Source organism: Chryseobacterium piperi (assembly GCF_002285635.2).
GTDB classification, from domain to species: domain Bacteria; phylum Bacteroidota; class Bacteroidia; order Flavobacteriales; family Weeksellaceae; genus Chryseobacterium; species Chryseobacterium piperi.
Map to the genome: position 1 here is coordinate 1,755,821 of NZ_CP023049.2, position 12,288 is coordinate 1,768,108.

At 35.5% G+C, this 12,288-nt stretch carries 12 protein-coding genes; 6 read left to right on the top strand and 6 right to left on the bottom strand.

Annotated elements, in window-relative coordinates:
• Positions 1–41 precede the first annotated feature (41 nt).
• The gene (locus tag CJF12_RS07685) at positions 42–1,844 is read left to right on the top strand and encodes an ABC transporter ATP-binding protein (protein ID WP_034686665.1); all 1,803 of its coding nucleotides are present in this window, start codon (positions 42–44) and stop codon (positions 1,842–1,844) included.
• A gap of 65 nt (positions 1,845–1,909) precedes the next feature.
• Here CJF12_RS07685 and CJF12_RS07690 read toward each other — a convergent pair whose 3' ends face one another.
• Positions 1,910–2,611, bottom strand: coding sequence for a CoA transferase subunit A (locus CJF12_RS07690; protein ID WP_034686663.1), 702 nt, complete (start codon positions 2,609–2,611; stop codon positions 1,910–1,912).
• 168 nt (positions 2,612–2,779) lie between these two features.
• Positions 2,780–3,388, bottom strand: coding sequence for a hypothetical protein (locus CJF12_RS07695; protein WP_099668551.1), 609 nt, complete (start codon positions 3,386–3,388; stop codon positions 2,780–2,782).
• A gap of 307 nt (positions 3,389–3,695) precedes the next feature.
• Between CJF12_RS07695 and CJF12_RS20390 the strand changes: the two genes are divergently transcribed.
• The 3 genes from CJF12_RS20390 to CJF12_RS07705 are packed head-to-tail and all read left to right on the top strand — an operon-like array spanning position 3,696 to position 4,582.
• The gene (locus CJF12_RS20390; RefSeq protein ID WP_316930830.1) at positions 3,696–3,863 is read left to right on the top strand and encodes a DoxX family protein; all 168 of its coding nucleotides are present in this window, start codon (positions 3,696–3,698) and stop codon (positions 3,861–3,863) included.
• 41 nt (positions 3,864–3,904) lie between these two features.
• Positions 3,905–4,072 carry a DoxX family protein gene (locus CJF12_RS20395; protein WP_316930829.1) on the top strand — a complete coding sequence of 56 codons (168 nt, stop codon included), beginning with the start codon at positions 3,905–3,907 and terminating at the stop codon, positions 4,070–4,072.
• A gap of 18 nt (positions 4,073–4,090) precedes the next feature.
• Positions 4,091–4,582 carry a DoxX family membrane protein gene (locus tag CJF12_RS07705; protein ID WP_034686661.1) on the top strand — a complete coding sequence of 164 codons (492 nt, stop codon included), beginning with the start codon at positions 4,091–4,093 and terminating at the stop codon, positions 4,580–4,582.
• Positions 4,583–4,637: 55 nt separating this feature from the next.
• Here CJF12_RS07705 and CJF12_RS07710 read toward each other — a convergent pair whose 3' ends face one another.
• The gene (locus CJF12_RS07710; RefSeq protein WP_034686660.1) at positions 4,638–7,373 is read right to left on the bottom strand and encodes a fibronectin type III domain-containing protein; all 2,736 of its coding nucleotides are present in this window, start codon (positions 7,371–7,373) and stop codon (positions 4,638–4,640) included.
• 299 nt (positions 7,374–7,672) lie between these two features.
• Here CJF12_RS07710 and rplS point away from each other — a divergent pair, with 299 nt between their 5' ends.
• Positions 7,673–8,029 carry a 50S ribosomal protein L19 gene (gene rplS / locus CJF12_RS07715; protein WP_034686658.1) on the top strand — a complete coding sequence of 119 codons (357 nt, stop codon included), beginning with the start codon at positions 7,673–7,675 and terminating at the stop codon, positions 8,027–8,029.
• A 57-nt stretch (positions 8,030–8,086) separates the two neighbouring features.
• Here rplS and CJF12_RS07720 read toward each other — a convergent pair whose 3' ends face one another.
• Positions 8,087–8,869 carry an AraC family transcriptional regulator gene (locus CJF12_RS07720; protein WP_034686656.1) on the bottom strand — a complete coding sequence of 261 codons (783 nt, stop codon included), beginning with the start codon at positions 8,867–8,869 and terminating at the stop codon, positions 8,087–8,089.
• 79 nt (positions 8,870–8,948) lie between these two features.
• On the opposite strand from CJF12_RS07720, the gene CJF12_RS07725 reads away from it, so the two are divergent.
• Positions 8,949–10,094: an MFS transporter gene (locus tag CJF12_RS07725; RefSeq protein WP_034686654.1), complete on the top strand. Its 1,146-nt coding sequence runs from the start codon at positions 8,949–8,951 to the stop codon at positions 10,092–10,094.
• Positions 10,095–10,112: 18 nt separating this feature from the next.
• Here the strand turns inward: CJF12_RS07725 and CJF12_RS07730 are convergent, their stop codons facing one another.
• Positions 10,113–11,108: an alpha/beta fold hydrolase gene (locus tag CJF12_RS07730; protein ID WP_034686653.1), complete on the bottom strand. Its 996-nt coding sequence runs from the start codon at positions 11,106–11,108 to the stop codon at positions 10,113–10,115.
• A gap of 80 nt (positions 11,109–11,188) precedes the next feature.
• On the bottom strand, positions 11,189–12,169 hold the full coding sequence (locus CJF12_RS07735) for an EamA family transporter (RefSeq protein WP_034686652.1): 981 nt from the start codon (positions 12,167–12,169) through the stop codon (positions 11,189–11,191).
• Positions 12,170–12,288: the final 119 nt, after the last annotated feature.

Below are 12,288 nucleotides of genomic sequence, written 5' to 3' on the forward strand. Positions count from 1 at the left end.
GTCAAAATAATATCTCTAATTTTGCAACATTATTTATTAGAATGAAAATACTTTTAAGATACCTCAAACCTTACCAATGGCTGATTGCTCTTTCACTGTTATTGGCAACCATTAATCAGGTTTTTTCTTTATTTGCTCCCGCTATTACAGGGAATATACTCGATCAGTTGGTCACTCACCCCAATTTTTTTGATAAGGCAAAGCTCTTACCCAGAAATCTGAACCAATATTTATATGGTGATGGCATATACCACGGAGTATTTTATTTTTTATCCCTGCTTATCGGAACCGCTATGGTCAGCCGAATTGCCAAAGCTTTTCAGGATTATGCAGTAAGTGTTATTACTCAAAAGTTCGGTGCTAAAATCTTTACCGACGGCTTAAAGCATTCTATGGCCCTTCCTTTTCAGGAATTTGAAGACCAGAGAAGTGGTGAAACATTGTCGATTCTAACTAAAGTAAGAGAAGATACTGTAAAGTTTATCACCAATTTTGTTAATATTTTCTTTGGAATTTTAGTCAGTATTATTTTCGTTTCCGTGTACGCGATTCGTTTACATTGGTCGATTATGCCCGTGTACATCTGTGGAATTTTTCTGATTGCATTTATTACGAATTTATTAAGTAAAAGAATCAAAAGCATTCAGAAAAATATTGTTTCGGAAACTACGGCTCTGGCTGGAAGTACTACAGAAAGCTTACGTAATATAGAAATTGTTAAAAGTTTAGGATTAACCAATCAGGAGGTTATTCGCCTAAATAATAACACATACAAAATCCTTGGACTTGAACTTAGAAAAGTAAAAAGCATTCGCTCTTTAAGTTTTATTCAGGGAACTATGGTCAATTTTCTCCAACAGATGATTACCATGACCCTACTCCTTTTAATTTTTAAAAACATCGTTACTCCCGGACAGTATTTATCTCTGATGTTTTATGGCTTTTTTATTTTCGGACCGATGCAGGAAATAGGAAATATCATTATTTCATACCGTGAAGCAGAGGCGTCTCTTAATAATTTTGACCGATTAATGAAAAAAGAGGTAGAAGAAAAGCCTCTTCACCCAAAACAAATTGGAGCCATAGAAGAACTGGAATTTAAGCATGTTTCTTTCAAACACCAGTCAGCCCAGTATAAAGCTTTAAACAACATCTCTTTTAATGTTAAAAATGGAGAAACTATTGCTTTTGTAGGACCCAGCGGTTCAGGAAAAAGTACATTGGTAAAGTTACTTGTTGGTCTTTACAGACCTCAGGAAGGAAATATTTTTTATAATGGTATTAACGGAAAGGAATTTGATTTTGATGAATTGAGAAATCAAATTGGTTTTGTAACTCAGGATACGCAGCTTTTTGCAGGAACCATCAAAGAAAATCTTCTTTTTGTAAATCCTAAGGCTACAGAATCGGATCTACAGGTCGCTTTACAGAAATCAAGTTGTACGGCCCTACTGGAAAGAGCCGAAAAAGGTATTGAAACTGTCATCGGTGAGGGTGGCCTAAAATTAAGCGGTGGAGAAAAACAAAGAATTGCCATTGCAAGAGCACTTTTAAGGAAGCCTCATTTATTAATTTTTGATGAGGCAACTTCAGCTTTAGATAGCATTACCGAAGAAGAAATAACCTCTACCATTAAAGATATCTCGAAAGAAAAAGAGCAAATTACAGTACTCATTGCCCATCGTTTAAGCACGATTATGCATGCAGATCAAATTTATGTACTTGAACGCGGACAAATAGTAGAAACCAGATCTCATGATCACTTGATTGCAGAAAAAGGACTATACTATGCCATGTGGCGACAACAGATTGGTGAACGAAAAATGCTTATATCGGAAGAATAAACAAAAAGCGCTGAATGAAGTATTCAGCGCTTTTATTTTTTGTTCAAGATATTTTTTCCGTGAATTTATTCTTTGCTTCTCACGGTTCTTTGTTCAATTCTCTTTTCAAATTTCTCTCCCTGGAAGATTCGCTGAATCATAATACTCGGAATATGAATCTCATTAGGATCTAATTCCCCAGGCTCCACCAACTCTTCTACTTCAGCAATCGTAATTTTTCCAGCACCGGCCATTGGATGATTGAAGTTTCTTGCAGATCCTTTAAATATTAAATTTCCTGCATAATCTCCTTTCCAGGCTTTTACGATAGAATAATCAGCTTTATAAGCATGTTCCAGAATATGGGGCTTCCCATCAAAATCTTTCACCTCTTTACCTTCGGCGATCTCTGTTCCGTATCCTGCAGGTGTATAGAAAGCTGGAATTCCAGCCTGAGCTGCTCTGCATTTTTCCGCCAGAGTTCCTTGTGGAGTAAGCTCAACTTCAAGTTCTCCGGAAAGCATCTGTCTTTCAAATTCAGCATTCTCTCCTACATAAGAAGAAATCATTTTTTTTATTTGTCTCTTATGAAGCAGTAATCCCAATCCGAAATCATCAACTCCTGCATTGTTGGAAATACAGGTCAAATCTTTCACATCGCTTTCCACTAAAGCATTAATGGAGTTTTCAGGTATTCCGCAAAGACCAAATCCGCCCAGCATTAAAGTCATTCCATCCTGAATTCCTTCGATGGCCTCCTTTGCATTTTTTACTCTTTTATCTATCATGAAATATTTAGATTTTTCTGTTGGTTAAATTTAATAAATTTTCTCATATTTCCGGTATAGAGGATTTTTATTTGACATGTTTTAGGCCTAAAACAGAGAAAACAGCAAATTATCTATTGCTGTTTTTTTATTTTTAAAAGGTAAATATAAAATCAAATTCTATGTTACTCAAAAATCAAGCAACCCATCTGAGAGTGCTTTCCATTGAATTTTTGAAATTCCCATCATTCCTCCCACAGCAACCAATACATTTCTGATTTTATCTATCCATTGAGCATCATAATTCGGTACCTCGTTCCTCCCATAAATAGCAGCTTTTATTTCATTGGCAGTTTTTGATATCATGAATGTAGAGCTCGCCTGGTTTCCATAAAAGTGTGCTATATAATCGTTATCAGAATTTCCCGGAACTTTTGAAGGCCGACAGGTCATCAGAAAGTATTCAAACTGATCGGAAAGCTGATGAGACTTATTAATGACCTCTACCCAATCAAATCCATTGGCTTCTTTCTCACCTGGTCCTGGTATATCAATCCGTATAAAATCCCCTATTTCAGGAGATCGATCAATAGGATTTCCCTTAAAATCATAAAGTCTGAAATCTGCTGAATTTTTGCCGGTGTACTCCTGCCATTGGTTGACTGAGAAAAACCGCTGTCTTAGTATCTCAAATTTTTGTCCGGTTATTATCGGATTTTCAAATTGTTTTTGGCTTTCAGTGTCATGAAATCCACCTTTTATTTGAGCTGGAACTCCGAGAATTTGTTTGGGTTTCATAGCTTTTAGTTTTAAAATTGAACATGCCCTACCAATAACCATGATCCGGCAATATGCAGACCAATCTTGTTATGACAAGAAAAATAAACAAACACGAAAGCTCAGTTGCATTAAACATATACTACTGATTATCAAATTTTATTAAAATTAAAAAGCATATTTTAAATAAAACACTATAGATTTTTGAAACCTAGGAGGTTATACTGCTTTCAGATATTATTTACTAAGCTAAAGAAGTACGCTTTTTGCTAATGGTCTGGATTTTGGTGTTTTTTAAATCATACCAACACACCAAATCAATACTATTATGGAAACAAAAGACCTATCAAGAATAGCGCTTGGCGCCTTTCTTATTACAGCAGGAATCGGCCATCTTACCTTTGCCAGAAAAGAGTTTCAGGCTCAGGTTCCGGATTGGGTGCCCCAAAAAAAGATGATACAGTTGTTTATTCAGGAATTGCCGAAATACTTTTAGGAACAGCCACCATTGTTACCCCAAAAAAGTATCGCGCAAGTATGGGGAAAGTAGTCGCTGGTTTTTTTGCAGCTGTCCTTCCCGGAAATATTGCCCAATACCAAAATAGAAGAGATTCTTTTGGTCTGAATACGGATAATCAAAGATTAGCAAGATTATTTATACAGGCTCCCTTAATTGCCTGGGCATTAAAATCAACACAGGATTAAGATCTTTATAAACCACCAATGAAAAAAGAAAATTTAGACAAAATAGGTAATGTATTTTATGTAATCTGTAGAATAAGCATTGGCCTGTTCTTTTTCATAACCGGATATAATAAATTATTTCATCCGGTTTTTCAAGGTTATATGTTGAATACCATCACCAAACTTGGGTTCCCCAATCCTCAGTTGATGGCTAACTTTGTAGCTTTTAATGAAGCATTCTGGGGATTGCTTTTATTATTAGGGCTGTTGACCAGATTGAGTTCTTTATCATTAATTGTCATCATGCTCGTTGCATTGATTTCAAAAGATCTTCACGCTATTCCTACAGAGTTGATTCCTGTTGACCCTAAAACAGGTATCTATCCTATGGATCAGTTTACATGGTTAACCTATTTCTTTTTCTTACCTCAGGTATTATATATAATGCTGTTGGGTTTATTTTCGCTCTATGGATATAAAGCATTGGGTTTAGATCATTTCTTAAGAAGAAAAAAAGATCAATATTTATAAATTAAAAAAACCTGGAAATGATTCCCGGTTTTTTTATTATTGTATTCTATAATTTTTATTGTACAATAAGTTTCAATGTAAATAATTTCCTTGTATGAACTTTTACAAAATAAACGCCCTTAGGCAGATTTTCATTGACTAATGAGAATCGCTGATTATGTACATTTTTAGATTCATAGAGTAAATCTCCTGAAGCTGATAACAGCTCAATTTTTTCAATAGGATAATCACTTTTAATAAGGGTAGGTTCTCCGGGTTTTGTAGGATTCGGATATAAAATCACATTTTTCTCAGTACTTCTTTCCACCTCACCCGTTTTTAATGTTGATGAAGTCACCTGAAATTGCATTCTGTTTGATACTTCCGTATATGAATCATTGGTAAACATCACCATATAATAATTCCCCGGAGTGGTTGGCAATGCAGCGCCTTGCAATGACTTTGTTCCTTGTGTAATGCCGTCAAAATAAGTATAGGACACAAAATTATCATCAGGAGTCTGGATATTTTGCGGATAAATACCCAGCCAGTCTTTGATAATTCCCGGAGAGTCTGTCCATGAAGCAGTAATACTCTCACCTAATGTATACACCGGCTTGTTGATCCATAGCTCTGTAACAATATCTCCCACTTTAAAGAACACTTTTTCTCCAATCGCCGTATAGCCATCTTCCAGGAAATACTGTGCAAAATAATATCCTTTGGAAAGACCTGTAAAATCCAGCGTTCCGGATGGTGTTGTTACATATTTATAAGTCGAAGAGGTATTCGTTCCCGGAGTTTGTCCCATTTTATAAATACCAATCCAGTCTTTTACAAGGTTCGGTCCGTTGGTAAAGTTAATTTTTACAGTTCCTCCTACAGGATAAGCATCTGCGGTTGCCTGTAGTTGTACTTTAGGTCCTACGTAGAAATTTTTTCTGGGTGTAATTTCCGTATACCCATCATTTGCAAAAAATCCGGCAAAATACTGTCCTTTACTTGCAAAGCCATTATTAAAGGTAGCTGTTCCTGCTGTCTGTCCGTTGGTATAAAGATATGCCTGAGAAGTGACAGCTCCGGGAACCTGGCCTTTTTTATAAATACCAACCCAATCTTTTAAGTTTCCCGGTCCTCCCGTATAGGTAGCTTTTACCGGCGTATTCTGTTGATATTCGGAAGCATCTAATACGAAGGTGGGATTAGAAACCACACTTCCTGTAATTACAAATTGCTTCACATCGCTCCAGTCACTCCATTCCAGGTTTCTGTCTCTGTAACGTGTTTTTACGTAATACGTTCCGTTCGATATTGAATTGGCTGGGAAAGTGACTTTGGTAATATCAACTCCAGCATTGAGATTTTTAGCTTTATCTGGTGCTCCATCTTTTCCAAACCAGTTTTCATAGTCTCTATAAAATTCTTTTTCAATAACAGAAAAATCTGCAGCTTTGCTTATTAAAAACTGTGTTGTATTTAAAAGCTCATTATTAGGTGATGCAAAAGCACTTCCATTCAGAGTTAACGGTAATGTTACTGGAGCTGAAAAAGTATTGGTAATTATTGGTTTAGCCGGTTTTGGCTGGTTTTTATATCTATGAAATGAATCGACCAGCTCATTATATTTTTTAGTGTAAATTCCTCCGATAGAATAGCATTCCACATCTACTTTTCCGTTGGTAACATCCACCTCTACGATTTGGTAGGTCCAGTCTGTCAATGTTTTCTGAACATCATCAAAATCCTGTTCGGTAGACATTCCCCAGTACTGATCCCAAGCAGTTCCGCCGGAGATAATCTGATAATTAGGAGTATTTTTTAATTGTCCTCTGTGGTATAAGTGATGATGTGCCCCGACATGCATCAGGTATTTACCGGATGTTGTCAAAAGCGGAACGGCATTGTTTCTTACCCATGTCGAAATATCCCCTACATATTGTTCTGCCTGATAAGGTCTGTGGCTTAATGAAATAATCCAATCTACTGTCGGATCATTATTCGCTTCATTTAAAATTTGCTGTAGCCAGGTTTGTTGTGCTGATCCTGTATGTTCAGAACTTAAACTCACAAACAAAACATTTCCTGCCTGCTGTGCATAATAATTTTCATTTCCGGAACTGATATTTTTATATTTAATTTCATCAATATAAAAATGGGCATAGTAAGAATTCATTCCCAATGTCCCGTAAGTTTCATGATTTCCTACTGTCGTCTGAATAGGAAGGTAAGGAGATAGTTTAATATTCTTTTTAAAATGAACATTTTCATAATGATCCAGGGTTCCTACATCCACCTGATCTCCTACCATAAATGTAAGCGCAACATTATCCGAAGGATCTGTTCCTGCTCCGAATTTCTGTTTTAATTTTTTATAGGCATTCAGAGTCAGTGTATCATATCTTGGTTCTGCTTTGATCTGATTATCGCCCATAATCAGGAAACGTATTTTACCATCAGCAGTGACAGGCTGACCTGGTAATGGCAGCGTTCTGAAGTTATATACTGCAGATTCGCTTGTTCCTGTTTTAATTTTATAATAGTATTTTGTATTAGGCTGCAAATTGGTGATTTTCGCCGTATGATAATAATAGTTATTATTGTAGCCTGTATCGGAAAAAATATTAGTGGTTCCGGTTACGGTAACATTCAAATTCGTGGGTGAATTCCCATACAATACGGTGGTTTCATTATTGGAAGATGTCTTCCAGTTAACGATCATCGAATTAGGTGTCGGATTTTGTAAGTAAGGGAATAAAGTTTGTCCGAATGCAATCTGGACGACAAAACAAAAAAAGAGTAAAAAAAATCTCATAATTAATTAATTTTTAAGTGATGATGTTTTAGAGTTTTTAAATTGTGTATCAGTAATTTAAAAAAATATTTTTAAATTTTTATTTCGGGCAAAAGTAAAACTCCCATATAAACTGAGTCTCACGGGTAGGTGAAGAAACCGTTAAGTTTTCAGATCAAAAACTGATTGAAAATATCTTATTCAATAACATAAATTTATTTGGTATATTCAAAACTAATTTTGTACATTTGCAACCTGTTATTCAACCTCTGACGAAAAACGTGTAAGTTGCTTAGCCTTAACATTTTATTTTATTAATAATGGATTTATTAAAGTACGTACAAGACAAGTACATTACAAAAAAAGAATTTCCTGAATTCAAAGCAGGTGATACAATTACTGTGTATTACGAAATTAAGGAAGGACAAAAAACAAGAACTCAGTTCTTCAAGGGAACAGTTATCCAGTTAAGAGGTACAGGTTCTACAAAAACTTTCACAATCAGAAAAATGAGTGGTGATATTGGTGTAGAAAGAGTATTCCCTATCAACATGCCAGCTCTTCAGAAAATTGAAGTTGACAGAAGAGGTAGAGTTAGAAGATCTAGAATTTATTACTTCAGAGATCTTAGAGGTAAGAAAGCTAGAATCAAAGACGCTGCTTACAAAAAGAAATAATTCAGACAACAATACATACAAAAAGAGGTTTTCTATATTTAGAAAACCTCTTTTTATTTATCCGTTTTTCATCAGGTACTGCAAAGGGGTGAATCCGGTCTGCTTCTTAAAAAATTCTATAAAAGCACTATCTGAAGAAAATTCAAGATCATAAGAAGTATCCCCTATAGAGTTCCCATCAACCAAAAGCTCAACAGCCCTGTGAAGACGCCATTGCTGTCTCCATTCCTGGTAGGATAATCGGGTTTCTTTCACAAAGATCCTGCTAATTGTTTTTTCACTTGCCCCCACTCTCTCAGAAAGATCTTTCAACCTGGGAGGTAATGATTTCCTTAATGTCCACTCTTCCGTTATTTTTTTAAGTCGTACATCGCCAGGCATTGTCAGCCTTAAATTTTCTTCAGGTGAAGAATTGATTTCATCCCAGAAAACTTTCAAAATTCTTTCCTGAGCAGTACTGAGACCAGTATGCTCCCAAAAACAGATCCTTTCAATAATTTCTTTGAGCAAAGGATTTACATGCAGCACCTTTAATTTTTCCTTAAAGTATTTCTGGGCATAATCTTCATCAAAATAAATAGACCGATAAGCTACAATATTACGAAAATTCACTCTATGTGGCTCCTTGGCAGGAATCCAAAGCATTCTGAATGGAGGTAAGATAAACTGTTGATCAGAAGTAGTAACCGTCATACACCCTGAAGGAGCATATAGTAACTGTGATTTAGTATGATGAAAGTGAAGTCCTGAGTCATGCTCCACCATATCAGAAGCAATACCTATTACCTTTTCTGAAATGCCATCGGCATTAAAATCATCACTTTGCGCTAGTAAAGCCATGTCTTATTTTTGATATTTTTTGTTTTTATATCATTATAAATATACGTCGAAATTTTCAAATCTTTGCAAAAAAAAAGTAATGAAAAAGACAAATCCGATTGGATTGCTCATGCTGTTATTAATGCTGCCTCAATTTGTTGAAACCATTTACAGTCCCGTATTACCTTCTGTACAGCAGCACTTCCATATTAAAGAAGAATCAGTCGCATTAACCATAAGTTTATACTTTATTGCATTTGCTTTGGGGGTTGCATTCTGGGGTATACAATGCGACAGAATAGGGAGAAAGAAATCGCTGGAATACGGGTTGATGACCTACGCCATCGGTTCGCTCATAGCCATTTTTGCGCCTAATTTTATCATTCTCCTTATTTCGAGAATATTATCTGCTTTTGGAATAGCGGTAGGCTCCATCGTCACTCAGACAATTCTACGGGACACCTATGATCAGACACAGATTGCAAAAGTATTTTCGTGGATTGGTATAGGATTATCCATCAGTCCGGTCATCGGGATGATTACAGGCTCTATATTCGCTTCTTCAATAGGATATTGGGGTGTCTTCTGTATTGTATTTATTTTAGCGGTTTTATTTTTAATCTTATCAAAACTGAAGATTTCTGAAACCCATCATACAGGACGAAAAATTGATTTTAAATCCTTAGCTCACCTTTCAAAAAGGATGCTATCAGATGTTGAAATAATAAAAAGCTGCCTTTTAATTATGGGGTTTAATGTGATGCTTTTTTCCTATTATTCATTAGCTCCCTTCATATTTAGGCAAAACGGTTTTACTTCCTATGAGTTTGGATACAGCAGTATTATTTTAGCAGCGGGAACCTTTACAGGAGCCCATATTAATCGATTTTTACTACAAAAAAATATTTCTTCTTCAACTTTGGTCAGACTTGGAGTCTACATTTCTTTTACTGCTTCTATCTTTATTTGGATTGCCGGAGAGCGCATGCTATTTCTCATTCCGTTTTGCTTTATCGTTATGGCATTTGGCATCTCCATACCTAATATCTTAAGTACTGTTTTAATTCGATATAATAATGAAAAAGGAAGTGCCGGAGCCGTTTTAGGATTAATCTACTATACCCTCATAGGAGTCGGGTTAGTAGCGGTTGGCTTTATACAGCAACTAGGCATATCATGTCTTATTTTTTCCGGAATAGGAATGTTCGTCATACTGACCATGAAAAGAAATGAAGCTGCTTTATAAAACAGCTTCATTTCTTTTTTATTTAATAAAATTGTACAAAGCATCAAAAAATTTAGGATATACTTCAATATGTGGAAGATGTCCTACGTTTTCAAGTTCTACCAATTTTGACCCTGCAATCTCTCTCTGGGTCTTCTTGCCCAGTTCCTGATATTGTCCCATTCGGGATTGAATATCCTTAAGTGCCCTATCCTTCCCTATTGCTGTTCTGTCTCTTGTTCCGATGATCAATAATGTCGGAACTTTTATATTTTTAAACTCATATACCACAGGTTGATTAAAAACCATATCCGTTGTCAATGCCGCATTCCACGCCACCTGTGGATAATCCTTATTGAGAGTCCAACCGGCTAATAGGTCCAGCCACCGATCGTATTCAGGCTTCCATTGATTATCATAATAGAATTTTAGTTGATAGTTTTTATAGCTTTCATAGCTGTTTTTGAGTTCAGACTGATAAGCATCATCAATTGTCTGATATTTTGTCAAAACTTTATAATCTTCTAGCCCGATAGGGTTTTCAAGAATCAATTGATTGACCATTTCCGGGTACATTAATGTAAATCTCGTGGCTAGCATTCCTCCCATCGAATGTCCCAAAACAATAAGTTTATTAATTTTAAGCTCATTTAAAACAGCTTTGGTATTCACCGCGAGCTGAGCAAATGAAAACTGATAATTTTGAGGTTTTGAAGATTTTCCAAATCCAATCTGATCCGGAATAATAACCTTAAACCCTTTATCTGATAAATCTTTCGCTGTTTGCTCCCAATACGCTCCATTAAAGTTTTTTCCATGAAGAAGCATAATTATTTTTCCGTTTGGCGTTTTAGGTTGTACATCCATATAAGCCATTTTCAATTCCTGTTTTTGAGACTTTAAGTTAAGGAAATGAACTTCATATGGATACTGATAATTGCTCAGCATCGCATCCAAAGACTTGAGTTGAGAAAATAACAAAACCGGCATTAATACAAGCACCAGGATTGTTATGGTATTCTTGAAATATTTCATGAATTTTATTTAGATATTAAAATTAAAAAAACCGTTTCAAAAGAAACGGTTTTTATTATACTTATTTTTTATCGTTATTTTTAAGCTACTTCTGCTATTTCCAATTCTTTTTTAGAAGGAAGGTTCATAAGCACAATTGCTAATAAAATCAAGACTATTCCAGCCCATTGAATTAAAAGTACTTTTTCTCCTAATAAAATGTAAGCCATCGTTACAGAAACCGGAAGCTCCAAAGATGAAATAATACTCCCAAGGCCCAATCCTGTATTCGGAAATCCCAAATTAAATAAAATCGGAGGAATAATAGTCCCGAACAAAGCAAGCACAAAACCATAAGTCCAGAATATAGAATAATCGAAAGAATGGATGTGCTGTGTGTTATCCGTAAAATTTAAATAAACGGATTTTAGTCCATCAAAATACAAAGGTCCTATCTGCGCGAAAAATAAAAAAGCAAGCACAACAACAGAACCTCCTGCCAGCATTACGATACTTTTTCTAAATGCCGGTAAATGAGTCGCCAATGTATTGGACGTAAACATCGTTAATGTATAAGATGAAGCAGCCATCAATCCCCAGAAAACACCATGCCAGTCCAACTCTATATCAACATTGATCAGATTGGTTGCCAAAACAGTTCCCAGCAAAACAACAACGGTCGCTACTATTTTACGGGCATTGGGAAATTTCTTGGTTAAAAAGCTTTCTACAACCACACTGAACCAAACCGACTGCATCAATAATACAATAGCTATAGAAACATTAATATACTGAACAGCGATATAATAAAACAAACTTGTACAACCTAATGAAGTACCCGCCAGCATAAGCATTTTAATTTCTTTGCGATTAGGCGCCGGTAGCTTTGTTTTTGAAGTAATTGTCTGAATAAAATTCAGGATTAAAAGTCCTATTAATCCTAACATAAACTGAGATGTTGTAACCTCAGATGTAGTGTATCCCTCATGGTAAGACATCTTAACAAATGTGGCTAACATACCGTATACACTAGCCCCGATACCTACAAATAAAACCCCTTTTAGTAAATTTTTCTTCTTCATAATCTTTTTACAGCCTGCAAAGGTACAATATAATAATTTAATTACCTGAGGAGCGATGCCTCTATAGATAAATAAAATCACCCCAGGTTTTACCTGGGGTGATGAATATAAAGATATAA